Below are 26,570 nucleotides of genomic sequence, written 5' to 3'. Positions count from 1 at the left end.
GGACAACCATTTACCTTTTAATCTCATACCTCAATTCTCAATATGAATGGTTTCTTCCAATTCCACCTCGACATTTCCTTTGATTGCCCTTGTGATCATGCATGATTGTTCAGCTTTAACGGCAAGTCTCCGTGCTTTGCTCATTTCTTTTTCTGTACACTCTTTTGAAAGAACGAGAGTGGGTCTGTGGATGATTTTCTTATAAGTAATGATCCCTTTCTCCACTTCTACAATTCCTTCCGACTCCATGGATAGTGATTCCTTTTGAATATTGCTTCTTTCAAGCATTGCGGCAAGTGTGATGATGTAACATGTTGCAGCGGCACCGAGTAGCATTTCATCGGGATTTGTACCGATTCCAGGTCCATCCATTTCAGGGGGGATGGAAATCTTGCTGCTTAGAGTCCCGGATTCCAACGTTCCTACATCATTGCGGAGTCCAGGCCAGTTCGTCTTAATATGGAAAGAATGTTGAGCCATGTGTGTCTCTCCTTTTAGTCAATTTATGTGACTAGGATATCCCAGAAAGGGCAATCCGGCAAATCAAAGGGACTCCACTTTGTAAGCAGAGTCCCAAAAGGATGATCAACCTTGATGTACGCATCTGTAGCAACAGATGAATTATAAATTTGTCCTGACATTCCATAGTTCAGGGAAGAAGCGGTGATCCAGTACCTTCTTCAAGTAACTTACGCCGCTCGAGCCTCCAGTTCCTATTTTATGCCCAATAATCCGTTCAACTGTTTTCATGTGACGGAATCGCCATTGCTGCAGCCAATCTTCCAGATCGATCAGCTTCTCGGCCAATTCATACAAGTCCCAGTATGTTTCTGTGTTTCGGTAAACTTCCGTCCAGGCGGCAAGCACGGTATCGTTTTCCCTGTATGCTATTGTGAAGTCCCTTGTTAATACCTCTTCATCGATCTCGAAGCCTGCCTTTGACAGGGCACGTATCGATACATCGTACAGTGACGGTGCTTCAAAAGCCTCCTTCAAATCGGCCAAAAGAGCCGGGTCCTTTTCATAAATCTTTAAAACGTGCGGCGTCTTGTAACCCAATGCGAATTCAATCATGCGATATTGATAAGATTGAAAACCCGATGCCTGCCCCAAATCATCACGGAATTGAATATATTCGGATGGTGTGAGTGTAGATAATACGTCCCATGCATGGATGATTTGGGATTGGATCTTAGACACGCGCGATAGCATTTTAAATGCCGGTGACAAGTCACCCGTTTCAATCGATTGAATGCTCGTCCTTAACTCATGGAGAATCAATTTCATCCATAATTCACTAACCTGATGAATGATGATGAATAACATTTCGTCGTGATGCCCGGATAATCTTTTTTGGCTTGATAACAATGTGTCCAGATGCAGATAATCACCATAGGTCATATTGTTGATGAAATCAGTATGTACATTCTCATTGCCAATGGATTGCTCATTCTTCTTTGACACCTTCATCTTCCTTTCTATCTATCAGAGTGACCTGTGAAAACACTTCCATTACTACTTCTAGAAAGGGAATATAAATCCCTTTCAATTACGAGAAGTGAATAGTGATTGGAGGATAAGGTCCTTTATTTCTGAACCTCGATGGCCATTAACATGATTGAATCTCAAATATTGGGGAACATATATGTATCCTTTGTGAGTAAGGAGTAAAACGAAATGAAGTTATTGGTATATCCGAAGGAAGTCATAGGAAGATTCTTCAAGGAGCGCTTCTTTGATCAATCGGCACAACTGGCTTACTATTTGCTTTTATCCATTTTTCCGTTTTTATTATTTGTGTTTTCATTGCTGAGTTATCTCCCGATTTCAGAGACGAATGTGCTTCTCCTTATCAAGCCGTTCGCTCCGGAGAAGTCATATTCCATCATCCATGACAACGTAGAAAGGATCTTATATAACCAGCGTGGAGATGTCTTATCCATCTCGATCATCTTTACATTCTGGCTTGCTTCAATGGCCGTACAGTCAATGGTCCGATCGTTGAATCAGGCATATAAAATCGAACGGAAAAAGCCGTTCTTCATCGCATTATTTTACGACTTGTTATTGACCGTGGGGTTCATGGTCCTGATTTCTTTTTCACTGGTGGTTCCAGTAGTGGAGGAATATATACGGCATGCCAGGTTTACGAGTGGGAAATTGCAGGGAGAATGGAGCCAGCTATGGGTCATGGGGAAGTGGGGGCTAAGCTCGATCTTTATGCTATTATTGTTCATCTTCCTTTACATGGTAGTCCCTAGTAGGAGGATTTCATTTATGCATGTTCTTCCAGGTGCATTGCTGGCCACATTTGGTTGGCAAGGGGTATCATGGTTGTATGGGACTTATGTTAAACTGAATGATTATACCCAATTCTATGGACAACTGGGAAGCGTCATTACGCTTGTTGTATGGTTTTATATTTCTTCCACCATCTTGTTGATCGGCGGGCTACTGAACGGAAGTGTAGCGGACCGGAATTGATAGAAAAGATTAAACCCTGGAAATGGTCATTTCCAGGGTTTAATGATGTTATACTGCGTTTTCATCCTTCATCATTGAAACGAGTTTCTTTGATATGGCCAGAAGAATCAGGCCAAGGATGATTGCCACTGTACCGATTGTCGAAAATATTTCCAAGTATCCGAGTGTTGCAGTTAAGGAAGCGAGTTGACCTGCAAGCAGGCTTGCAACCCCGATCGCGGCCATCCATACCCCCATCAGAAGCGAGGCAATCTTTACTGGTGCCACTTTGCTGACTAGGGAGAGGCCAACAGGAGAAAGGAACAGCTCCCCTAAAGTATGAAATAGATAGGTAAAGATGATGAACAAGATATTTGCGCGACTGACGATGTTCTGTTCGTCGGATCCTGTTTGAAGCACGGCGGGTATCAGAATCATGAAACCGATCCCCAGAAGGATCATGCCGAACCCCATCTTGGTCGTCATATTCAAGTCCCCACGTTTTGAGTGGGAAAGCTTTAACCATAGTCCAGATATGATAGGGGCTAGAATGATGATGAATAAAGGGTTGACCGATTGGAACCAGGCAACAGGGATTGTATATCCGAATACGTCCCGATCGATGAAGTTCTTTGTATATAATGTGAATGAACTACCTGCTTGTTCGAACCCCGCCCAGAAAAATACAACGAAACAGGCAAGAATCAAGATTGCACGTGTACGCTGCTTTTCTTTCGTAGAAAGAGGCACGTTTTCATTCTCATTGGACTCCTCGACCAATTGCTTATTCGGTTTCAGTCCGACTTTTCCGAGATATCTCTTACTGAGGGAACTGAATATGATCTGTCCTGTGATCATCCCTATGGAAGACGCCAAGAACGCCCATTTGAAGCCATAATGCATCGTCCCGTCCCCAAGTGGTCTCAGAAAAAGATCTTCAGCTAGGAATCCTGCGATCAACGGAGCGAAAAATGCGCCGAGATTTATTCCCATATAGAAAATCGTGAATGCTGCATCCTTCCGTTTATCATTCCTTGGATACAATTCACCAACAAGCGTAGAGATATTCGGTTTGAAAAAACCGTTCCCAAGTACCAGCAGCCCGAGCCCGATATATAGCCCGATCTGTGAATGGGTGAGGAAGATGGTGAAGTCTCCACACGCCATCGTGATTCCGCCTATTGTAATCGCTTTACGCAATCCGATATACCTGTCAGTCAACCAGCCTCCAAGAATCGGGGTGAAATAAACAGAACCTGTATAAATGCCGTATATGGATAATGCTTGGGCAGGCTCAACACCCAATCCCCCACTCACAAAGGCAGTCGTTAAATAAAGGACCAATAATGCCCTCATCCCATAGTAGCTGTACCTTTCCCAAAGCTCAGTGAAGAATAGCAGATACAGTCCTTTTGGATGTTTTTTTCCTTGAGGTAATGAATCCAGCGTTGAAGAATTCAAACGAATTCCCTCCCATTCGAAAATGATAAATCCTACTTTAATGTTTCTCTTAAGCGTAGAAAATATGTTAAAGATGGACAGTTTTTTTCCTATACGTAACAGTCATTTGTAGAAAGACTACAGGAGGCGATATAATATGGTTGAAAGGGAGGGAGTCAAATGACTACATATCCAGATACATCCAAAACGATCCAACTCATCAAGGAGCTTGTGGAAATCCCAAGCCCGTCCGGGAATACGGAAAGGATCATGAAATTCGTAGAAGAATATCTATCTGACCTGGAGGTGGAGATGGCGAGGACACGAAAAGGTGCCCTTGTCGTAACGATTCCGGGAAAGAATTCGGAGAGTCATCGTATGCTCACGGCACATGTTGATGCCTTGGGGGCCATGGTTAAAGAAATTAAGGGGGACGGGCGCCTGCGTTTGTCTATGATCGGGGGATTCAGATGGAATGCCGTCGAAGGTGAATATTGTCAGATTGAGACTTCAAGTGGCAAAACATATTCCGGAACCATCCTGATGCATCAAACTTCTGTGCACGTATATAAAAATGCAGGAGAAGCAAAACGGGATGACATGAACATCGAAGTACGCATCGATGAGAAAGTGAGAAATGCAAAGGAAGTACGGGAGCTGGGCATTGAAGTAGGGGACTTCGTCTCATTCGATCCGAGGGCGGAAATCACTGACAGCGGTTTCATCAAATCCCGTCATCTTGATGACAAAGCCAGTGTCGGAATGCTGCTCACGTTGATCCGTCAAATCAAGAACTCGGGAACAGTCCTCCCCTATACGACTCATTTCCTGATCTCCAACAATGAGGAAATCGGCTATGGAGGGAACTCCAATATCCCACCTGAAACCATTGAATACCTGGCGGTTGACATGGGAGCGATCGGGGATGGGCAATCGACGGATGAATATACCGTATCCATCTGTGCGAAAGATTCAAGTGGCCCATATCATTACGGACTAAGAAAGCACTTAGTTGAATTGGCCGAGAAAAATTCAATCGATTATAAAGTGGACATCTATCCTTTTTACGGTTCAGATGCTTCTGCTGCAATCAGGGCAGGATTTGATATCGTCCACGGCTTGATCGGGGCAGGGATTGACGCTTCCCACGCGTATGAACGTACGCATGAATCCTCCATTATGCACACAGAAAACTTGCTTTGGCACTATGTGCAATCAAAAATGGTCATTGAATGAACCAATAAAGCCTTTCTTGTATTCACAAGAAAGGCTTTATTGGTTCATCATGACACTCGAATCGTTATTTTGTTGTGTTTCGCCCAGTTGAAGAGTATTGTTTGTTTTAAAGTCGGTTCCAACTGTTCACCCGAGTCCATGCCTACTGGGAAAAGCGAAGTTCTGCACGGAGCCGGGCAACGGTGATGACCAAAGCCAATGTTTAAGGACAATCGTATAGGGAAGAAAAATAGAAGTCGGAGGTTGTCCTAGATCAAATTAGGAGGTATTTCTCTTATCAAAGCACGGTGGATAAGGTAAAATAGAAACAATAAATAATTTACTAACTATCAATGTGAGGGTATGACTGATGAATACATACAATCTTTTAGAAAGTATAAAATTAAAAACTGTATATGGACAATTGCCTAGTGAAATAAAGGATCTCTATGTGGATTCGAGAAAGGTAACGGAAGGCAGTGTGTTCATTTGTACGAGAGGTTACACGGTGGATGGCCACGATTTCGCCGCAAAAGCGGTAGAAAACGGTGCGACTGTCGTCATTGCCGAGAAGCAGCTTGATATCGACTTGGATAAGGCCGCCCTTGTGGTGGTGAGGGATTCTTTCAAGGCGCTTGCGCAGCTTTCAAATAAGTATTATGACTACCCATCAAAGAAGCTGAACGTCATCGGTGTTACCGGAACGAATGGCAAGACGACCGTGACGAATCTTATTCATTCGATGTTGAGAATGGATCATCAAAAAGCCGCTCTGTCTGGTACGATTGGATTTAATTTGGACGGAGAGCTTCTTCCGAGTGAAAATACGACTTGTGATAACCTGACCAATCAGCAGATGCTGAATCTTGCAGTGGAAAGGGATATCCAGAACTTCATCCTAGAAGTTTCTTCCCATGGCTTGAGCCTGGGCCGTCTATGGGGAGTGGATTTTGACGTTGTGGCATTCACAAACCTCAGCCACGACCATTTGGACTACCATGAAACGATGGAGCACTACGGGTATGCAAAGGGATTATTGTTTTCCCAGTTAGGCCAGGACCTTGAAACGCCTAAATACGTTGTACTGAATGCAGATGACGAATGGTATGATCGATATCGCTATATGACGCCTCACGAAGTGATCAGTGTCTCACTTGAGTCAAGTGCTGACTTCAAAGCGGAGGATATCGAGTACGCTAACGATAAGACGACATTCACATTGCAATCCCCAGAAGGGTCTTACCATGTTGAAATGAAGCTTCTTGGTCAATTCAATGTGTATAACATCCTTACTAGCATGGCTTGTTTATATGCAAGGGGAATGAAGGTGGAAAGGCTGGTGGAAATCATCCGTGAGCTCCCGCCTGTCAGCGGAAGGATGGAGAAGGTGGAGATGGACGCCCCGCTGTCTGTTTACATCGATTATGCCCACACACCGGACGCAATTGAGAAAGCCATTGAGTCAGTCTTCCCGTTCAAAGAAAATAAGATTATTTTCCTAGTCGGGACCGGTGGGAATCGTGATAAATCGAAGCGCCCGACGATGGCGGAAAAAGCATCGAAAGCCGACTATGTCATCTTAACGACAGATGACCCTCGCTATGAGGAGTACGACAGCATCCTTCAGGATCTCGAAAAAGGCATGCAACACGATCAATATGCATTGATCGGAGACCGGGCGGAAGCCGTCAAACATGCAATCGAAGTCAGTGAACCGGGTGATATCATCATCTTTGCCGGTAAGGGCCATGAGGATTATCAAATTGTTGAGAATACCAAATACCCTCACAGCGATAAAAATATCGCCATTGAGGAAAGTAAAATAAAGTATAGAGCAGGTCACTGAGCTTGCCGTAAACAAAGGGACCAATGATTAACATTGGTCCCTTTGTTTCAAGAATGTTCAGATATTTGCGTAGACTTCCATGCTTGTTTCTGCTACATTTGAATTATTACGAAATTATGTAAAAGAAAGAATGAAAATCATGAAATTAACATTGTATTTAAATGACTATGAAACTGAAAAGCTATTTTCTTATCTAAGGTGGCTGTTTGTCCTACTATCCGTCATCCTTTTTTATGTGCCTCCTTTTTCTGAGAATGTTGCTACGAACAAGGATGTATTTCCATACTTGCTCGCTTCTGGTTGCTTGTATATGCTCATCACCCAAATTGCATTATTCCGGATGAAAGATGATAAAAAACATTTGAAAATGGTGTTGAAGCTAGGAATTGCTTTCGATTATATCGCCTTGATTTGGTTAATGGCCCTCTCAGGCGGGATTCATAGTCCATTATATCCGATTTCAATTTTATTCGTCCTTCATGCCACCATTTACTGGAGAACACGCGGTGCATTCATTTCAATGCTGATGTTCAGCGGTGCGTATATCATCATGGGCTATTTCATGGTAGATCTCGCTCAATTCGAGAATTATTATCCCGCTGCGCTCAATTTATTCTTCCTTAGCATCATTGGGCTATTCGGGGCATTGATCATGCTGAGGGAACGTACCCATTATATCCAGAAAGAAGCGTATCATGACCTTGTGCATCGCGACTACCTCTCAGGGTTATTCAATCATCGTTCCTTTCAGGAAAAGTTGAAACAAAATTGTACTTCTGGTAAGCGCTTCTGTTTGCTCCTTGGGGATATTGATGATTTTAAAAAGGTGAATGATGAACAGGGGCATCAAAAAGGAGACGAAGTCATCAAGGCTGCCGGTGAAATATTTGAGAGCATCTGTGACCGCTACAACGGACAAGCATTTCGTTATGGCGGTGAAGAGTTTGCATTGATGTTTCCTGAGAAAACCATTCCCGAAATGAAAGGCTTGATGGATGAACTATTCGCTACCTTTGCTAAAACCACGATACTTCCACTTTCGATGAGCTTCGGCGAATCTTGCTCGGATGAGGGAAATGTTCCGGAAGAGTTGCTATCGCTCGCTGATCAAAGGCTCTATAAAGCAAAGCAAGCTGGAAAGAAGAGGGTCTGTCTGAGGAACGGGGAATTGTTCGAGGGAGTTACCGAATCGCCAACACCCTATCTCGTTTCAAACTGATAGCTCTTTAGAAAAGAACCAAAACGGGGTTTGGTACAAAAAAGAGCACGAACTAAAGGATTTCTCCTCTTAGTTCGTGCTCTTCTTGTAATTAAATGAACATTCCGGCAATCGCCGCACTCAATAATGAGGCGAGTGCACCGGCAATGACTGCTTTGATGCCAAGACGGGCAATGTCACCTCTACGGTTAGGTGCGAGGTTTCCAAGTCCACCAAGTAAGATACCCAATGAGGAAATGTTTGCAAATCCACAAAGTGCAAATGAAATGATGGCAACCGTCTTATCAGACAAGCTTCCGATTTCTGGAGCGAAAGCAGAGTAAGCTACGAATTCATTCAGTACAAGCTTTTGACCGATGAAGTTACCGGCCATGACTGCTTCATTCCATGGTACACCGATTGCAAATGCAAGTGGTGAGAATAAATAACCAAGAATCAATTCGAGGGATAGATTCTCTGCACCGAATAGCCCGCCGATGCCGCCAAGGATCCCATTGATCAATGCAACCAATGCGATGAAGGCAAGTAGCATCGCACCGATGTTCAGTGCCAATTGGAGACCGACGCTTGCGCCATTGGCAGCAGCATCGATCACGTTCGTTGATTCTGTATCCGCTTCCATGTCGAACTCTGCAGGCTCTGGTTTATCATCTGTTTCTGGGACGAATAATTTCGCCATGACTAGTCCCGCAGGAGCTGCCATGAAGCTTGCAGCAAGCAAGTATTCAAGAGGGACACCAAGTAACGAATATCCAATTAATACGGAACCGGCAACAGATGCAAGTCCTCCGGTCATAACCGCGAATAGTTCAGATTCTGTCATTTTTGAAAGATAAGGACGAACGACCAGTGGTGCTTCTGTTTGTCCTACGAAGATGTTCGCAGCTGCTGACATTGACTCAGCTTTGCGTGTTCCTAATAGCTTGGATAATGCACCACCAAGAATCTTAATGAAGAACTGCATGATCTTCAAATAGTAAAGGACTGAAATCAAAGCCGAGAAGAATATGACAACTGGCAGGACATTAAGAGCAAATACAAATGCGATATTTGATTCCTTCGTATACAACCCACCGAATAGGAAATTGATCCCTTCGTTAGAGTAATTGATGATTTGGTTGACTCCCATTGTCAAAGCTTCTAATCCATTCTGTCCCCAAGGAGTCTTAAGGACTAGAAATGCAAACAACAATTGTATGGCAAGACCGCCGAGAACCGTTCTGAAGTTGATTTTCTTCTTGTTGGAAGAAAACAGGAAAGCGATTCCAAGGACGACCACTATACCTACGATACCCCATAAATACTGCATTCTTTTCACCTCATTAATTATAATGTAACAAACTTGATGCTTTCGGTTTTTTATTTTACAATTCTTTCAGAAGTCTGACAACCTACATTTAAAGGTTTTTCGAAAAGTTGTACGAACAAGTTCGTCACTAGTATGCGCTATAATAACGTTTTCATGAAAGGGGATTCAAAATTGAAGATCAGAAAAAATTTCTTGGAAGGTCTGGAACAAAAAGTATACATCTATGAAAATAAGAGAGAAGAACTGATATTAATCGCGATCCCTGATCTAGAATGGTCCTTTTCTATTACATATGAAGAGGAAGATCCTAAAGGGCAGCTGATGCAGTCGCTTAAAAAGCTGATTGGGGAAGAAAGTGCAGACGTGGTGAGCGAAAGGATCCTGCAGTGGACGAGGGAGATGTAAGCGAGCCGCCCCCGCTTTTGGTTCATCCAGCTCCGGCGGCTAGCCCCTCGAGGTCATAAGTCAAGAAACACAAAAAGGCAAAGAGCGCCTTTGTGTGTTTCCCGTCTTATGCTTGTCGGGGCTGAGCGAGCCGCCTCCGCTTTTGGTTCATCCAGCTCCGGCGGCTAGAGGCACATGGCATAAGCCAAACCGGTCAAGAAGGCAAAGGACGCCTTCCCGCCCGGCTCGTCTTATGCCACCCGCCTCTATCCAAGCCGCCTCCGCTTTAAGTATTGCATTCTCTTTTCACAAGGAATATGATGGGAAGGGAAGACTGACGAGAAAGGATTATTTGAATGAAAAAAGACTTTAAAGATGAGGTTCAATCAAGAAGGACCTTTGCGATTATATCCCACCCTGATGCAGGGAAAACAACATTGACGGAGCAGCTACTATTGTTCGGAGGAGCGATTAGGGCAGCTGGTACGGTAAAAGGTAAGAAATCCGGGAAGTTTGCCACTTCCGACTGGATGGAAATTGAAAAACAAAGGGGGATCTCGGTTACGTCCTCCGTGATGGCATTTGATTATGATGATTACCGGGTAAACATTTTGGATACCCCGGGTCACCAAGACTTTTCAGAAGATACGTATAGAACGTTGATGGCGGTCGATAGCGCCGTCATGATCATTGATTCCGCGAAAGGGATCGAAGCCCAGACACTTAAGCTATTTAAAGTATGCCGGATGAGGGGGATCCCGATCTTTACGTTCATTAACAAGTTGGATCGTCAGGGACGTGAACCTCTTGAGTTGTTGGAAGAGCTTGAAGAAGTACTTGGCATTCAATCCTATCCAATGAACTGGCCGATCGGCATGGGGAAGGAATTCCTCGGGATCTACGACCGGTTCCATAATAGAATTGAGCAGTTCCGCGTAGAGGAAGAAGATCGTTTCATCGCATTGGACGAAGATGGTGAAATCGATGGAGAACATCCAATGAAGGATAGTAACCTCTACAACCAAACACTGGAGGATGTCCTGCTCCTTAATGAAGCAGGGAACGAGTTCTCCAGGGACCGCATAGCCAGCGGAGAACTGTCGCCTGTATTCTTTGGGAGCGCGTTGACTAATTTTGGCGTGCAGACGTTTCTGGAAACATATCTCCAATTCGCACCATCACCGCAGCCTAGGAATTCGGATATTGGCGCAATTGAACCGACAAACGATGAATTCTCAGGGTTCATCTTTAAGATTCAGGCTAATATGAATCCAGCTCACCGTGACAGGATTGCCTTCCTGAGGATCTGTTCTGGGCAGTTTGAAAGAGGGATGTCGGTCAATCTGCCCCGTACTGGGAAAAATATCAAGCTTGCACAATCAACCCAATTCCTGGCAGACGACCGGAGTACGGTCAATGAAGCGGTAAGTGGTGATATCATCGGGATTTATGATACAGGAACCTATCAGATTGGTGATACGCTCATCGAGGGCAAAAAATCATTCCAATATGAGAAACTTCCACAGTTCACCCCTGAGTTGTTTGTCCGGGTTACGGCTAAAAACGTGATGAAACAGAAGCATTTCCAAAAAGGGATCCTTCAGCTAGTGCAGGAAGGTGCCATCCAGTATTATAAAACGCGTACGGAAGATATCATCTTAGGAGCGGTCGGACAGCTTCAGTTTGAAGTTTTTGAACACAGGATGAGAAATGAATACAATGTCGATGTCCGGATGGAGCCGATCGGTTCAAAAATTGCAAGGTGGATCGAAAACGAGGAAGATGTAAAAGAATCAATGTCAAGTTCTCGCAGTATGCTAGTGAAGGACCGCCACGACAACCTTGTCTTCCTATTTGAGAATGACTTTGCGATGAGGTGGTTTGCGGACAAACACCCTGATATCAAATTATTTAGTTTAATGTAGGATATAGAGGGATAGACCTTTTCAATTTGAATTGAAAGGGTCTTTTTTTATGACTAAAGAAGGGATATTGTTGGTAATAAACAGTAGTAAAGGCTTATTATGGATATAAAAGAAAATGGAAATAGAGGTGTTCACTTTTGAATTCTTTTTGCCCGAATTGCGGTATCACCATGGATTTTCATGATGCTGGAAATCTTTATTTATATAATCAGCATAGTGATCGATTACCATTTGAAGGCTTCACACCGTTTGGCACACATTCGTTTGTCATGCCATATGACAATCTGGAAAAGCTCTCAAGAGAGCTGCAGCCATATTCAGAAAAGTTGAATGATGAAGGATGGACATGCAGTATTTCTCCTTCAGAAAGACCTGGCGATTACTACTCTGTGAAAGAATTCATTAATCGAGTGAAACACAGGGACATGATTGGCATCATCCAGAAAGGGGAGTTTGTCAGTTACTTGCAGCCAATCATCAGCCTTCAGGATGATCGCTTGTATGGTTACGAGAGCTTGCTCAGAAGTGCTGACTCCAGCGTAAGCTTCCATCCTGGGGAGTTATTCCATGCGGCTTCCGTCACTGGATTTCAATCCATGCTGGATCAACGCGCAAGAAAAGCGGCGATTGAAAGCAGGATCGGAAATATTGAGCCTGGAGTAAAGAGCTTCATTAATTTTCTTCCGTCAACCATCTACAATCCTGAGTTCTGCTTAAAACATACCTTCCAAATTGTAGACAAGTATGATGTCAATCCGGAAGATCTTGTTTTCGAAGTAGTTGAAACGGAAAAAATAGATGATATCAATCACCTCAAGGGCGTTTTGGATGTATATAAGCGAGAAGGAATGAAGGTGGCGCTCGACGACGTTGGCGCCGGGTTCGCAACGATTGAGATGCTTTCATTGCTTCAGCCAGATTATGTGAAAATCGATCGTTCTTATATATCCGGATGCGATGGGGATGTTGAGAAACAATCATTTTTGAAGCAAGTATGTGCCACGGCACAGGATCTTGGGATTGCGGTTTTGGCAGAGGGGGTTGAAAGGAAAGAGGAACTCTCACTTTGCAAAGAGATCGGAGTGAAGTTCGCACAAGGCTATTTAATCGGTAAGCCTGACATACGCGCAAAGAGCCCATTGAAACAACTTTTTGTATAGTCATAATCAGTTGATGTATGCTCCATGAAATCATGGAGTTTTTTTAATTTATGATTGACATCTATCATGTACATGATAAAATGAGTCTACAAACGATTACTTTAGTGCATAAAAGCTTAAAAGCGTTTAAGTGCGAAAATATATGATTGTCCCGAACAACTCAGTAAGGCATTCTTTGACAGCAACCAGAGACTAAGCGGAAGGTGAAAGCTTAGGTCATGGATGACCCCAATTACATTGTTCACAGGAGTTCTTCCAAGCCGGCGGATGGACTTGTAAACAGGGACAAACCTTCTACAAGCGGGAGATCATCAATCGAACTATCCTCACAAAAGCTGGGGAAAAAACGTTGATTCTCCAATTAGGGTGGTACCGCGGAGAAACTCTTCGTCCCTATACCAGGGATTGAAGGGTTTTTTTCTTTTTTACCTAATTTATGCACTATCCCGGATTGACTATGGTACCCGTCGAAACGGCATGCTAAATGATAATTGACATTAAACATTAAACATCCCCATTAAAGGAAGTGACATCAATCATGTTAAATATAAAACCTGTGCAGCAACCGAAGTTGATGGAGGCAATTGCCATCTTACTATTCATTCTTTCGACCATCAGTATAAGCATTATCAAGCTAGGTGCACCTCCGCATATTCCCATCATCATTTCGTTATTCATCTTGATGATGTATGGCTTTTATCGCAAGCTAACATTTAAAGATATCGAAGAAGGGATGATTGAAGGTGCACGCGGAGGCCTAGGTGCCATACTATTGTTCATGTTCATCGGACTTCTGATCAGCAGCTGGCTGCTCAGTGGTACAATCCCGACACTCATGTTTTATGGTTTTGACATCGTTGTTCCTCAATACTTTTATGCGATCACATTTTTATTGACTGCGTTAAGTGGAATCATGATCGGAAGTTCATTGACGACCGCTGCCACCATCGGAGTCGCTCTCATGGGTGTTGGAGAGGCGATGGGCGTGTCCATGGCCGTAACCGCTGGTGCGATCGTATCCGGGGCATTCTTTGGAGATAAGATGTCGCCTCTATCCGATACGACAAATCTTGCGTCATCCATTGTAAAAGTGGATTTATTCACCCATATCAGGAATATGGCCTGGACAACCGTCCCGGCATTCATCATCACTCTTGTCGTATTCCTTATCCTATCTCCTGGGTCTCAGGAGATCGATTCAATGAAATTAGATGAACTCCAGAGCGGGTTGATGCAGACAGGACTGATTCACTGGTATAGCATTATCCCTTTGCTCCTGCTCTTAATACTGATTGCATTCAAGGTCCCGGCATTGCTTGCACTCTCAATCAATGTTGTCATCTCCATTGGGATATCCGCGTTTCATTCTTCAGTGGGTATCAAGGATCTTTTTTCAGTATTATTTGCAGGATTCACATCGGAAACGGGTGTAAAAGCGGTAGATTCACTCTTAACGAGAGGCGGCATCGAGAGTATGATGTTCACCATCTCATTGGTGATTCTCTCATTGAGTTTAGGAGGACTTTTGTTCAAGCTTGGCATCATCCCGGTACTGCTTACTAATATCTCTTCTGTCATTGGATCTGCAAAACGCACAATCCTTGCAGCCGCCCTTTCCGCCATCGGGATCAACCTTGTAGTAGGAGAACAGTATTTATCCATCTTACTGACAGGGGAGGCATTTCAGAAGCAATTCAAGAAGTTGGGCTTGCACCCTAAGAACTTATCGAGGACCCTGGAAGATGCAGGGACTGTCGTAAATCCATTAGTACCTTGGAGCGTATGTGGGATTTTCCTGACCGATGTACTAGGAGTGTCGACGTTGGATTATCTTCCGTTCGCTGTATTCTGTATCGTCTCCCCGATCATTACGATCCTATATGGCATGACGGGTTGGACAATCAAGCGCGAGTCATCGGGTACGAAGCCAGCAGTGAATTAAAGGGGATTGAAGGAAGTAAAAAGACTGTTCCAGCTACTAAACAACTTTCTAAAGAAAGAAATGGTTGTTTAGTTAAGACGGAACAGTCTTTTTTTCTGTGCTTTGATAAAACTCGGGGAACGCCCTACCCACAATATATTTTCCAACTTGAAGAAACACGAGATGCAGGGCAGGAAGGACAAAGATGGAGTATGGATTTTTTAATCTTAAAATACCTTGGTTCACCATCAAGATTTCGATTGTCGTAAGAAACACAAGGGTCATGATTGTATATGCTAGGTCGTTTCTACGGTAGTAAATGTTCAACATATAAAAATACGTTGAAAAAAACAAATACAAACCATTACCTGCAATCATATCTTTCTGTACGGAGTCGAAAAACCCCATCGGGAGCCCGTATAATCCTATTAGCGATGACAGGATCCAACCAGCTGTCTGCGTCAGTGTCATCATCGCTAAATAGAGGGTCACTAAATGGATGTAATGGTAGGGCTTCGAATTAAGATGTCTCCACCATATTTTAGAAAGAATGATGGTCAAAACCAAGAAAAAAATCGTATAAATCGATTTCCACCAATGATGTTCGTATATGTCTAAATGTAAGAACAAGGTTTCAATGAGGAAAAATAAACCTATAATGAAGAAGATCCATCTTTTTCTAATCTGAAAAACGACAATGAACACGATTGCGACGGGTACTGCGAGAGCTTGCGAAATGATGGATCCGACAATGCTGTCATTGTAATCGCTTATCAGGATGCCAGGTCTATACTCATAGCTTTCCAGAAGAATGAATATGACAAATTCGAAAAGATACGCGACTCCGCAAATAAAGAGCCAAAATAATAAAATAAGAGAAGCATTTTCCCGGTTTTTGACCAAGGTGTAACCTAACAGACCAACGCTGATAATGACCAAAGCTATAAAAGGAACCCAGTTTGGCATAATGATACTCCTTACTTACATGAATATCATTAGTGTTGACTAATAAGCTGAAATTATTATTGGTGTCGAATGTGTGAATTTTTAAGCGTGAAGAAGGTTAATGATTGAAGGTTGCAGAAGAAGGATTTATAGTAAAACTAACCATCATTCAAAAGGATTGCCGAGAGAGATTCATTCTTACATAGAGGAGCCCTGAGAAAGGAGATCAGCACCATTGAGAATCAGTGATTTTTCAATACGTCGACCGGTTTTTACGGTTGTAACGATGCTATTAATATTGATATTAGGGGGAGTTTCGTTAGTCAGGATCCCCCTGAAGCTCATCCCGGAATTGAGTCCCCCTGTCGGAGTGGTGGTGACCAATTACCCTGGAGCCAGCCCGCAGGAAGTAGTGGAAAAAGTGACAAAGCCGCTTGAAGAAAATCTTTCCACCCTCCCAGGGATGAAGAATATTCAATCCACCTCGAGGGAAGGGTCGAATTTCATCTTGCTTGAATTTTCCTGGAGCACGTCGATTGATGAAATCGAGAACGATGTGCTTCAAAGGATTGACCAGTCCCCTCTGCCAGACGGCGCACAGAAACCAAGGTTTTTAAAGTTCGATCCAGCTCAATTCCCGATCATTCAAGTCTCACTCAGGGAAGAAGGGAATGCGAACAATCTTAAAGCGCTTTCCGAGAAGCTTAAATTGGAGCTGACACGTGTAGAAGGTGTTGCAAATGTGAATGTGTCGGGTTCATTTAATGATGAGATTGTCATCGAATTGGATCAGGAGGCATTGAAGAAGAATGTTCTTAACCAGTCGGATATCGTCAATTCCATAAGGGCCAATAACATTACGTCCCCAGGTGATACGATTGAAACAGATGGGAAGTCGCTTACCACGCGCGTTGTCAGTCAGTTGCAAAACCTCGATGACATGAAAGGACTCGTTGTCGGGATCAACCCCAAAACAGGGAAGGAAGTATCATTATCAGAAGTAGCGAGTGTCGAAAGGAAGGAAGAAAGCACTTCGACTTCGACACGAGCAAATCAGCAGCCAGCTGTATTATTCAGTGTCCTTCAACAATCTGATGCCAATACCGCTTCTGTTTCCAAGTCCTTTCAGAAAGAATTGGATCGATTGCTGGACCAAGAACAGTATAAATCGATCAAAGCCAACGTCTTATTCGATCAAGGAGATTATATTACAGAAGCGATCGGTAATATAGCCAATTCGTTATTGATTGGCGGTGCTTTTGCGATGTTGGTGTTATTCTTATTTCTGCGAAACGTTAAAAGCCCTTTGATCATCGGTGTTGCCATCCCTTATTCTGTCATCGTGACATTTGTGCTGATGTTCTTTGCGGATTTCACGTTGAATATCATGACTCTAGGGGCTTTGGCACTTGGCATTGGGATGCTTGTCGATAATGCCATCGTTGTCATCGAAAATATCTACAGACATTTAGCGATGGGGAAAGATGCCCGGACTGCTGCGAGTGACGGCGCAAAGGAAGTGGGCGGGGCCATCACCGCGTCAACGTTGACGACGGTAGCAGTCTTCCTGCCGGTTGTATTCATCTCGGGACTATTGGGTGAGTTATTCACAGAATTCGCTTTGACCATCTCGTTTAGCTTGATTGCCTCTTTAGTAGTGGCACTGACTGTCATCCCGATGCTCGCAAGCAGGCTCTTAAAGAAACCAAAAGGAAACCTCGAAGCAAGGCGCAGACGCTCTAAGACACGCAAGCAATTCACCCTAAGCATAAAATGGGCTTTAAGGCACAGATTCGTCATCTTGTTCATCACCGTCCTCACATTGGCCGTGGGAGGATATGGGCTCACGACCGTCGGAACTCAATTTCTTCCACCGACGGATGAAGGATTCTTCAACATGAGGGTGGAGCTTGAGAACGGCACGTCGATCGATGAAACGAATAAAACAGTCGAATCGATTGAGAAAAATCTAAAAGGCCAGGAAGACGTGGAGGTGTTTGTGAGTCTTGTAGGGACGACACAGGAAGAATCGTTCAGGGGTTCAGAAAAAGCGAATGTCGCTGAAGTGTATGTGAAGATGAAACCACTGAAAGAAAGAACGCGATCCATCTTTGAATTTGCAGATGATATTAAGCCTGAAATTGAAAAAGCGGCCAGGAAGGTAAATGATTCAGCAGAAATTTCATTTAACCTTCAGTCGACTTCCGGTACAAGCCCTCAGACATTGACATTCAACGTACGGGATACCGACCCGGGGAGGCTCGATCAATCTGTCGACCGACTGTATCAATCATTAAAAGGGATGAAAGACGTCACTGCAATCAGTACGGACAAGATGGAGACAGTAAAAGAGGTACAAATGGCTGTTGATGAGGATAAGGCGCTTAAGCAAGGACTCACTCCGGCTCAAATCGGCAAAAACGTCCAAGACATCACAAGAGGGGTGATGGCAACTCAGATCGTGACAAAGGATTCAGATGTTCTCAGCGTATTCGTTCAATATGATCGGAACATTACCGAGAATCTGGATTCTTTGAAGAAGCTGCTCATCCCAAATGGCAAAGGAAAATATATCTCACTTGACTCTGTGGTGGACTTCAAGATTTCAGATGGTCCAGTCAGTATACAAAGAATCGACCAGCAACATGCCGTTCAGTTCGATTTGACTTATTCTTCGTCAACGAATCTCGGATCGATTTCAAAGAGGGTGGATGAGCAGATAGAGAAACTGGATCTTCCAGGTGCAACCCAGGTGACGTTCAGCGGTGATCGAGAGCTGCTCGAAGACTCCATTGATGACATGGCCCTCGCATTGGGGCTTGCGATCGTCCTCGTATATTTAGTCATGGCCGCACAATTCGAGTCATTTAAGTATCCGTTTGTCATCATGTTCACCGTACCACTGATGGTAATAGGGGTGGCAGTGGCATTGACACTCACTCAAACACCGATTAGTATCTCGGCCATCATAGGTGTCATCGTTCTGGCAGGGATCGTGGTGAATAATGCCATCGTGATCGTGGATTACATCAATCAGCGAAAAGAAACGGCAGCAAACAGTTTCGAGGCGATCGTTGAAGCTGTCCAAGATCGAACGCGCCCTATATTGATGACCGCCCTTACTACCATCCTTGGCCTTCTCCCTTTGGCACTTGGGTTGGGGGAAGGGACAGAAATCAATCAGCCGATGGGGATTGCAGTAATTGGTGGGCTTGTCAGCAGTACGTTACTAACCATTTATGTCATTCCTGTCGTTTACAGTTTCTTTGATAAGGAAACAAGGCGGATGAAGACAAAGAAAAAAGCATCCTTCAAGTTCTAATATTAATAAAGCTTACCCGGATCAAGATTCCATCACGAACTTCATCCTGGGTGAGCTTTTTCATTCTGAATCGTGGAAGTTTATGTGTAAAGGCAATAATTGAATACCCGTGAAACAGAGGGTGTCTCCATGACCAACTAATCGGCGAAGCTTTTCAGTCATATGCACCCTAACTTGGCCATATGATGAGTGTAAGGCACGCCTTCGAACAAGATCCATATAACTTAAAGGCGAAGAGTCGTAATAAATGGGAGAAGAATGGTAAAAATAATTGAAGATACACCCATAGGAGGACTACCCGAGATGCTACTTTCCCTTGAAGTACATACCTGCCAGTCATCACAACCTCATACAAGCTTCTTAAAGATGTATCAGAAGTATTTATTTCTAATAAGGCGATCTTTATGATGAAATCCATTACGAAAACGGAAGGGATCCTTTGGAGTATCGCCCTCCCAGGATTTCCTCAATTACTTGTCGGCCTATGGTTCAAGGGGACATTATTCGTTTTACTTGAAATCATCATCAATGTTAAGAGTCGATTTAACGAAGCAATCATGTATAGTTTCCTGGGAGAAACTCATAAAGCTGCAGCGGTTATTGATTATCAGTGGCTCATGTTTTATCCCTGTCTGTACATGTTCGCGATGTGGGATGCGTATAAAATTGCTCAGACCACGGAAGAGAAATACGCCTATCTGCCTTTTGTTATGTCAGCCTACCTGGTTACCGTCGGTCTCATGTATTCACCAAGGGTATACGTATTCGGGAAATTCATCGGACCCATCTTTTTTCCGATGATCTGTGTCATCCCTGGGGTTTTTATTGGGTTAGCGCTTCGTGAGCTACTGCTTAGGGTGCGGTAAGGAAATATCTTTACGGATTAGAAAAGATAAGGTAAAATAAAAGTATAAAATCATACGTTTTCTACCTGTCAAAGGGGAGTAGCTATAGGCCTCGGCCTAAACAAAGTCGTCAATTCATGGAATATTCCATCGGCTTTGTTGGCATTATCCAAGATGCTAAGCAAGACCTTTGCCTTTATTAGGCAAGGGTCTTTTTTATGTTTATAAAATTCCTTGCCGAACGGAAAACTACTTTCGATAACAGGAGGGACTTTATTTATGGATGCATCGATGTTGTTAGAGTATGGGTGGGTATTACTGATACTGGTAGGACTTGAAGGGATCCTTGCTGCCGATAATGCAGTGGTCATGGCTGTCATGGTGAAACACCTGCCACCCGAACAACGAAAAAAGGCACTATTCTATGGACTTTTCGGGGCGTTTCTGTTCAGATTTTTAGCACTCTTCATGATTTCTTTCCTAGTGGACGTCTGGCAAGTCCAGGCAGTAGGAGCAATCTATTTATTCTACGTGGCCATCAATCATTTTATAAAGAAAAAGCGAGATGAGGGTGCCGTGGATGGAGAGGAAATCAATGCTAAGGGATCTGGTTTTTGGACGACAGTCCTGAAAGTGGAACTGGCAGATATAGCGTTCGCCGTGGATTCCATGTTAGCCGCCGTTGCACTTGCCGTTACCCTTCAACCTACAGGATGGTTTCATATCGGAGGAATAGACGGAGGTCAATTCACTATCATGTTCCTTGGGGGGATCATTGGATTAGTCATCATGAGATTTGCTGCGACCTGGTTCGTAAAACTACTTGAGAAGTATCCGACACTTGAATCCACTGCCTTCCTGATCGTAGGATGGGTAGGAGTGAAGCTAGCCGTCTTCACGCTTGCACACCCCGAGGTAGCATTACTGGATCAACATTTTCCAGAATCAAAAGTTTGGAAGTCAGTTTTCTGGAGTATCCTGATCCTCCTCGCGGCAGGAGGCTATCTACTCTCTAAAAAGAAAGCGGCGAAGGCAGAAGGAAAAGAATTGGAAACAGAATAAACGGTAAAAGATGAGCCGATGGTGCAATTATTGCATCATCGTTTTTTTTTATTAAATGCCCGCCACGGCAGGGTTGATGAGCATTTTCACTTTTGCGTTTTTTAAAAGATTTAGACTTTTTTCATGAAACCCCCTTAAACAAAATCGTTTTAACGTAAACCTTTTAATAGAGCGATCGCTTACAAAAAAAATTAGAGGTGCTACATATGACAAAACAAAAACAATTAAAAATCATGAAATCCACACTTGCAGTATTGCTTGCAAGTTCAGTTACGTTCTCAGGAACTGCTGCTTTTGCGAACTCAGACAGTGAAGAGTACGATACCGTAACGGTTGAACAGAACGACTCAGAAGAGACGAACGTGCAGGTAAATGACGAGGCAACGATGGACTCTGTAAAGGATGAAATCGAAAAGATGGAAGAGTCGACAGAAGCTCCTTCTTTATTGCCTGGGGACTTCTTTTACTTCGCAAAGCTTGCTCTTGAAAAGGTGAAACTTGCTTTCACGATGGACGACAGCAAAGAAGCTAAGTTACTGGCAGAATATGCTGCAGAGCGTTTAGCGGAAGCCGAAGCTTTATTCCAGGACGGAAAAGAAGAGGAAGCGATCGAAGCAATCAATAAAGCGATCGAGATGATGAATTCGGTAGATGAAAAATGGTCGGAAGATACTGAAGAAAATGCTGAAGATAACAGCGAAGCAACAGAAGAAGATACAACAACCGAAGATGATCAGTCAAAAGAAAATGATTCTGATGATACTTCAGCTGAAGACGAAACAGAAGTAGAAGACGGCGAGCAGTCTGATGATGATACACAATCTGAAGAGACAGACCAAGAATCGACAGATGCAGATGACGAATCAGAAGAATCGACAGATGAATCAACTGAAGAAGATACCGACAATGAAGAAATGAAGGAAATGATGGCTCAGAATATTGTGGCTTTAAGTGCTGCAATGGAGAAGGTGAAAAATCCTACAGCCAAGGCTGCTTTACAGAAAAATATTGAAAAGAGCTATGCGAAATTAGCTGCAAAGCTTGCTAAATTCGAAGAAAAATGGGCTAAGGAAGAAACAGAAGAATCATCAGAAGAAGAAACAGAAGAACCAACAGAAACAACGTCTGAAACGACAGATTCAACTGATGTTCCATCAGAAGAAGTGAATGAAGATTCAAAAGAGCAGACATCAACTGAAGATTCATCTAGTGAAGAATCAACAGAAGGTAAAGAAGAAAGTGAAGCAACACCTGCACCAGCTAAGCATGAAGAAAAGAATGAAATGAAAGTAGAGCGTAAAGCTGAAAAGCAACAAGTGAAAGAACAACGCATCGAAAGAAAAGAAGAAGCAAAAGCTCAACATGAAGAAAGAAAAGAAGAGAGAGAACAAGAGAAAGAAGAAAGAAAACAATCCAAAAAGCATGATGAAAAAGGTGAAGGCCATAAACAAGAACATCATGAAAATGGAAAAGGCCAAAACGGAAACGGACATAACTAATTGTTCTACTGTAAAGAGAAGTTTGAATCATCTTGCACGATGATCAGCTCGTCATCATCAGTCTGAAGGGGAACACTCAAGCGGATATCACCAGTTTATAGTAAACTAAGGGAAGCGTATGTTTATTGGAATTGGTGAATAACCGATGGAGAGGGCCCCTTCCTCTCTATTTTCCATTGAAAAATGGCGACTACTTAGTATAATAGTTTGCAGAGTGGGGTGAGACTGATGCTGAATTTATTATTATTTCTACTAACAAAGAAAAAGAATAACTCATCGCTGGAAGACGCTGTCATCGAGATTCAACAAGGTGATGAGGAGTTGCTCAATAAGATAATAGATGATTATAAACCGTTTATAAAAAAAACCGTCTCTTCTGTTTGCAAGAGATATATATACGAAAGTGATGATGAATTCAGCATCGGCCTCATAGCTTTTCATGATGCCATCTTTAGCTATAATCAAGAGCGTGGTGCGTCCATGATCAGCTTTGCAGAAGTGATCATCAAACGGAAGGTCATTGATTACATCCGTAAAAATGGGAAGTTACAGGATATCAGCATTGATCGGAATCTGCTGGATGATGAGGATGAAACCGGCGCTTTGACGATTGAGCAAGTCGTTTCCGTCGAGGAATATGAAAAACAGGAAGACAGCTTGAAAAGAAGAGAAGAAATCATCGCTTTTCAAGATCAGCTTACTCACTATAAACTGTCATTCATGGATCTTGTCGACCAGTCACCGAAACATGAGGATGCCAGACTGAATGCAATTCAGATTGCAAGGACAGTCGTCACGTCAACCGACTTAATGGATTACCTGATTGAAAAAAAACGTTTACCGATAAAAAAACTAGAGAAACAGGTGAACGTCAGCAGAAAGACGATTGAGAGAAATAGAAAGTACATAATTGCCATTTCATTGATCATGGCAGGGGATTATGTGTATTTAAAGGATTACTTAAAAGGGCGTGTAGATAGATGAAAAAAGGGATCATTATGGAAATAAGACGTGATGTACTCATTATGATGACGCCGGACGGACAGTTTATGAATGGAAAAAGAACACCCAACTTGGACTATGCCATTGGAGAAGAAATCCATTTCCAACCTCTAAGGCAATCCAGCAGAAATGCTGTGAAGGGGAAATGGAAGAATTGGAAGGCCACAGCATCCATTCTGACAGCAGCGATTTTCATGCTAGCCTTTTTTGCGAGTACAATCTTTAATGGGAATAAAGCTTATGCGTATGTGTCAGTTGATATCAATCCAAGTCTGGAGCTTTCGTTAAATAAAGAACAAGAAGTCATAGACATTACGCCATTTAATGATGACGGTGAAATCCTCTTAAAGAAGCTAAAGGATTGGGAGCACGATGATGTCCGGGAAGTGACGGCAGATATCCTCAGTTTGAGTGAAAAAATGGGATACTTGAAAAAGGGGCAACATGTGTGGATGACATCGACGTTCACCAAAAAACCTGAAAAAGAAATGCGCTCTTCACTTGTGGAAGGACTCACAGCATTTGTAAGTGAATATAATCAACAGCACAACGCCGAGATCATCATGGAAGAAACGACGGAAGCAATCCGTGAAAAAGCCATCCAAAAAGGCGTCACTGCAGGAAAACTTTTAAAAGATGAAGCAGAGAATGAAAAGAAAAAGACGCATGAATCAACGGTCGGTGATGAACCGAACCAAAAAGCAGACAGCGATTCTAAGCCAATCCAAGAAAAGCCGGTATTAAATAAGGATGACAAACGTACGGATGAGCAACCTGAGTTGAAACCTCAGCCGGATTCGAAAGTGCATGAAAATCAGCATAATCAAAATGGTCAAAAAAATAAGGATAAACAACGATCAGAAAATCGTGAAAATCCAAATAAGGGACGATCAACATCTACGCCTAAAGGCGACGATCATCCGAATCAAGGCACGAACGAAAAGGTAAACTCATCGCAAAACCATGATTACAAAAAAGATGACCACGACAATAAAGAAAATGAACATAAGAAAGAGCAACAAAAAGAGAAACAAAATAATGGTCAACATAAAGGGAATGACGGTAACGGAAAAAACAAAGACCGTTGATCCATTTCTATAGACCCGTTAAAAAAGAAAGGTAAATCCCATGAACAGGGGATTTACCTTTTTGTTTTTAATATGTAAGTCGGCCAGGGTAGATCCCGGCCGGGTAGTATCCACATTATTTAGTTTGTCCGCCAAGCTGTGATTGAGCCTGCTGTACAAGGCGTTTCGTTATTTCTCCACCGACAGATCCGTTAGAACGTGCCACAGTGTCAGATCCGAGTGTCACACCAAATTCTTGAGCAATCTCATATTTCACTTGATCAAGATACTGCTCAACACCTGGCACCAATAATTTATTGCTGCTTCTAGCCATGATGAGTTCCTCCTTTTCGTTTACGTGAAGCATTACTGCTTCCGTATGAGTAGTATCCGTCAATTCAATGGTTTAATAAGTGGAAATTATTTATTGGATTAGCGGTCATTGGAAAGAAAGCGGAAATAAAAAAATGGAATATCCCATTTTTACTTTCTTTCCATGCTTGTTTTATTTAATATAGATTTAGCAAGGAATTATGTTTGAAAGGGAAGTACATATGTGGTTTACATTACGGTCCAGAATAAATAAGTTGACGCCAGCTCAAGTGATAGTCGCATATTATCTTCTTGCAGTGACCGTCGCAACGATATTATTAAGTCTGCCAGTTGCACACAAGCAGGGAGTCGATTGGAACTTTATTGATGCGGTATTCACTTCGGTAAGTGCAGTGAGTGTCACCGGCCTTACGGTTGTAAATACGGCAGATACCTTCAGTACGACCGGGATCTTCCTTCTGATCTTCGTCCTTCAGTTCGGTGGAATTGGGGTCATGGCAGTAGGAACGTTCTTCTGGCTGCTTGTAGGAAAGAAGATCGGTCTTAAAGAACGTCAATTAATCATGACTGATCAAAATCAGACCAATCTATCCGGTCTGGTGAATTTGCTAAAGCAAATTCTCCTCCTGATCATCATCATTGAAATCATAGGGGGCATCACCTTGGGAGTGTATTTCCTGGGGTATTATCAAACGTGGCAGGAAGCATTCATTCACGGATTATTCGCATCAGTCAGCGCGACAACAAATGCGGGTTTTGATATAACCGGACAATCTCTAATTCCATTCAGCCACGACTATTTCGTGCAGTTTGTTACAATCATCTTGATTACAATGGGTGCCATCGGATTCCCGGTTCTCATCGAGACAAAAGATTTCCTGATGAATAATAAACGTAGCAAGCATCATTTCTCTTTGTTCACCAAAATTACGACCTTGACATTCGGGTGTTTGTTACTATTTGGAACAGTGATGATCATCCTTCTTGAATATAACCATTTTTTTAGTGGTATGGTTTGGCATGAGTCCTTTTTTTATGCTTTATTCCAGTCGGCCTCAACCCGTAGCGGAGGCCTGTCAACGATGAATGTTGCTGAGTTTTCAACATCTACTCTTTTATTGTTGAGCGGGTTGATGTTTATCGGAGCCTCCCCGAGTTCCGTTGGGGGTGGTATAAGAACGACGACACTGGCACTGAACATTTTATTTATCTTTCATTTTGCAAGGGGAAACCAGACGATCAAAGTGTTCAGAAGGGAAATCCATGAGCAAGATATCATCAAGTCACTGGTTGTGACCATTGTTGCGGTGTTCATGTGTTTTGTTTCCGTCATCATCCTAACGTTATCAGAGGAGCATACACTGATTGAAATCATATTTGAGGTGGCATCCGCCTTTGGTACAACGGGATTGTCCCTGGGGATTACTTCCGAACTCTCGACCTTGGGGAAATGTGTCATTATCCTTTTGATGTTCATAGGTCGAGTGGGAATCCTATCGTTCCTGTTTATGATTGGGGGGAAGGAGAAAACGGCAAATTACCACTATCCAAAAGAGAGAGTGATTATCGGCTGATTAAACGGTGTTATATTGACACCGTTTTTTTTTTTGTCC

The 26,570-nt window shown here is 43.0% G+C and carries 21 protein-coding genes and 1 riboswitch; of the genes, 15 read left to right on the top strand and 6 right to left on the bottom strand.

The window, feature by feature from the left end:
- Positions 1 to 30 precede the first annotated feature (30 nt).
- Both LCM10_RS17005 and kynA read right to left on the bottom strand, forming a co-directional pair.
- Positions 31 to 480 carry an OsmC family protein gene (locus LCM10_RS17005; protein WP_224877482.1) on the bottom strand — a complete coding sequence of 150 codons (450 nt, stop codon included), beginning with the start codon at positions 478 to 480 and terminating at the stop codon, positions 31 to 33.
- Positions 481 to 621: 141 nt separating this feature from the next.
- Positions 622 to 1,470 (bottom strand): tryptophan 2,3-dioxygenase, encoded by an 849-nt coding sequence (kynA, locus tag LCM10_RS17000; RefSeq protein WP_224877481.1) that lies wholly within the window; start codon positions 1,468 to 1,470, stop codon positions 622 to 624.
- Between the two features lie 207 nt (positions 1,471 to 1,677).
- On the opposite strand from kynA, the gene LCM10_RS16995 reads away from it, so the two are divergent.
- Positions 1,678 to 2,484, top strand: coding sequence for a YihY/virulence factor BrkB family protein (locus tag LCM10_RS16995; protein WP_224877480.1), 807 nt, complete (start codon positions 1,678 to 1,680; stop codon positions 2,482 to 2,484).
- Between the two features lie 48 nt (positions 2,485 to 2,532).
- On the opposite strand, the gene LCM10_RS16990 is transcribed toward LCM10_RS16995, so the two are convergent.
- Positions 2,533 to 3,924 carry a peptide MFS transporter gene (locus LCM10_RS16990; RefSeq protein WP_224877479.1) on the bottom strand — a complete coding sequence of 464 codons (1,392 nt, stop codon included), beginning with the start codon at positions 3,922 to 3,924 and terminating at the stop codon, positions 2,533 to 2,535.
- Between the two features lie 159 nt (positions 3,925 to 4,083).
- On the opposite strand from LCM10_RS16990, the gene LCM10_RS16985 reads away from it, so the two are divergent.
- The 3 genes from LCM10_RS16985 to LCM10_RS16975 all read left to right on the top strand — a co-directional run bounded on the left by LCM10_RS16985 (position 4,084) and on the right by LCM10_RS16975 (position 8,183).
- On the top strand, positions 4,084 to 5,139 hold the full coding sequence (locus LCM10_RS16985) for a M42 family metallopeptidase (protein ID WP_224877478.1): 1,056 nt from the start codon (positions 4,084 to 4,086) through the stop codon (positions 5,137 to 5,139).
- Between the two features lie 349 nt (positions 5,140 to 5,488).
- The gene (locus LCM10_RS16980; RefSeq protein ID WP_224877477.1) at positions 5,489 to 6,964 is read left to right on the top strand and encodes a UDP-N-acetylmuramoyl-L-alanyl-D-glutamate--2,6-diaminopimelate ligase; all 1,476 of its coding nucleotides are present in this window, start codon (positions 5,489 to 5,491) and stop codon (positions 6,962 to 6,964) included.
- A 139-nt stretch (positions 6,965 to 7,103) separates the two neighbouring features.
- Positions 7,104 to 8,183, top strand: a complete 1,080-nt coding sequence (locus tag LCM10_RS16975; RefSeq protein ID WP_224877476.1) for a GGDEF domain-containing protein — start codon at positions 7,104 to 7,106, stop codon at positions 8,181 to 8,183.
- Positions 8,184 to 8,274: 91 nt separating this feature from the next.
- Here the strand turns inward: LCM10_RS16975 and LCM10_RS16970 are convergent, their stop codons facing one another.
- On the bottom strand, positions 8,275 to 9,492 hold the full coding sequence (locus LCM10_RS16970; RefSeq protein WP_224877475.1) for a NupC/NupG family nucleoside CNT transporter: 1,218 nt from the start codon (positions 9,490 to 9,492) through the stop codon (positions 8,275 to 8,277).
- A gap of 171 nt (positions 9,493 to 9,663) precedes the next feature.
- On the opposite strand from LCM10_RS16970, the gene LCM10_RS16965 reads away from it, so the two are divergent.
- The 4 genes from LCM10_RS16965 (at position 9,664) to nhaC (ending at position 14,903) form a co-directional block, all read left to right on the top strand.
- Positions 9,664 to 9,897: a YueH family protein gene (locus LCM10_RS16965; protein WP_224877474.1), complete on the top strand. Its 234-nt coding sequence runs from the start codon at positions 9,664 to 9,666 to the stop codon at positions 9,895 to 9,897.
- A 335-nt stretch (positions 9,898 to 10,232) separates the two neighbouring features.
- The gene (locus tag LCM10_RS16960) at positions 10,233 to 11,801 is read left to right on the top strand and encodes a peptide chain release factor 3 (protein ID WP_224877473.1); all 1,569 of its coding nucleotides are present in this window, start codon (positions 10,233 to 10,235) and stop codon (positions 11,799 to 11,801) included.
- Between the two features lie 137 nt (positions 11,802 to 11,938).
- Positions 11,939 to 12,961, top strand: a complete 1,023-nt coding sequence (locus LCM10_RS16955) for an EAL domain-containing protein (RefSeq protein WP_224877472.1) — start codon at positions 11,939 to 11,941, stop codon at positions 12,959 to 12,961.
- A gap of 538 nt (positions 12,962 to 13,499) precedes the next feature.
- Positions 13,500 to 14,903 (top strand): Na+/H+ antiporter NhaC, encoded by a 1,404-nt coding sequence (gene nhaC, locus LCM10_RS16950; protein ID WP_224877471.1) that lies wholly within the window; start codon positions 13,500 to 13,502, stop codon positions 14,901 to 14,903.
- Positions 14,904 to 14,975: 72 nt separating this feature from the next.
- Here the strand turns inward: nhaC and LCM10_RS16945 are convergent, their stop codons facing one another.
- On the bottom strand, positions 14,976 to 15,848 hold the full coding sequence (locus LCM10_RS16945; RefSeq protein ID WP_224877470.1) for a hypothetical protein: 873 nt from the start codon (positions 15,846 to 15,848) through the stop codon (positions 14,976 to 14,978).
- A 214-nt stretch (positions 15,849 to 16,062) separates the two neighbouring features.
- Between LCM10_RS16945 and LCM10_RS16940 the strand changes: the two genes are divergently transcribed.
- The 6 genes from LCM10_RS16940 to LCM10_RS16915 all read left to right on the top strand — a co-directional run bounded on the left by LCM10_RS16940 (position 16,063) and on the right by LCM10_RS16915 (position 24,645).
- Positions 16,063 to 19,149 (top strand): efflux RND transporter permease subunit, encoded by a 3,087-nt coding sequence (locus tag LCM10_RS16940; RefSeq protein ID WP_224877469.1) that lies wholly within the window; start codon positions 16,063 to 16,065, stop codon positions 19,147 to 19,149.
- A 407-nt stretch (positions 19,150 to 19,556) separates the two neighbouring features.
- A complete protein-coding gene (locus LCM10_RS16935) occupies positions 19,557 to 20,015 on the top strand; it encodes a hypothetical protein (protein ID WP_224877573.1) in 459 nt (152 codons plus the stop codon).
- Between the two features lie 61 nt (positions 20,016 to 20,076).
- Positions 20,077 to 20,173, top strand: a riboswitch (yybP-ykoY riboswitch).
- Positions 20,174 to 20,273: 100 nt separating this feature from the next.
- A complete protein-coding gene (locus LCM10_RS16930) occupies positions 20,274 to 21,056 on the top strand; it encodes a TerC family protein (RefSeq protein WP_224877468.1) in 783 nt (260 codons plus the stop codon).
- 206 nt (positions 21,057 to 21,262) lie between these two features.
- The gene (locus LCM10_RS16925) at positions 21,263 to 22,555 is read left to right on the top strand and encodes a DUF5667 domain-containing protein (RefSeq protein ID WP_224877467.1); all 1,293 of its coding nucleotides are present in this window, start codon (positions 21,263 to 21,265) and stop codon (positions 22,553 to 22,555) included.
- Positions 22,556 to 22,783: 228 nt separating this feature from the next.
- Complete coding sequence (gene sigI, locus LCM10_RS16920; protein ID WP_263621544.1) at positions 22,784 to 23,539, top strand: RNA polymerase sigma factor SigI; 756 nt, start codon at positions 22,784 to 22,786, stop codon at positions 23,537 to 23,539.
- A 14-nt stretch (positions 23,540 to 23,553) separates the two neighbouring features.
- Entirely contained in the window at positions 23,554 to 24,645 is a 1,092-nt protein-coding gene (locus LCM10_RS16915) for an anti-sigma factor domain-containing protein (RefSeq protein ID WP_224877465.1), read from the top strand.
- A 115-nt stretch (positions 24,646 to 24,760) separates the two neighbouring features.
- Here the strand turns inward: LCM10_RS16915 and LCM10_RS16910 are convergent, their stop codons facing one another.
- Positions 24,761 to 24,958: an alpha/beta-type small acid-soluble spore protein gene (locus tag LCM10_RS16910; RefSeq protein WP_224877464.1), complete on the bottom strand. Its 198-nt coding sequence runs from the start codon at positions 24,956 to 24,958 to the stop codon at positions 24,761 to 24,763.
- 220 nt (positions 24,959 to 25,178) lie between these two features.
- Here LCM10_RS16910 and LCM10_RS16905 point away from each other — a divergent pair, with 220 nt between their 5' ends.
- Positions 25,179 to 26,531, top strand: coding sequence for a TrkH family potassium uptake protein (locus tag LCM10_RS16905; RefSeq protein WP_224877463.1), 1,353 nt, complete (start codon positions 25,179 to 25,181; stop codon positions 26,529 to 26,531).
- Positions 26,532 to 26,570: the final 39 nt, after the last annotated feature.

The sequence above is a fragment of the Rossellomorea aquimaris genome (genome assembly GCF_020171925.1).
Taxonomy (GTDB): domain Bacteria; phylum Bacillota; class Bacilli; order Bacillales; family Bacillaceae_B; genus Rossellomorea; species Rossellomorea aquimaris_F.
Note: the sequence above shows the minus strand (reverse complement) of the source record. Positions and strands in the feature narration are given on the sequence as shown.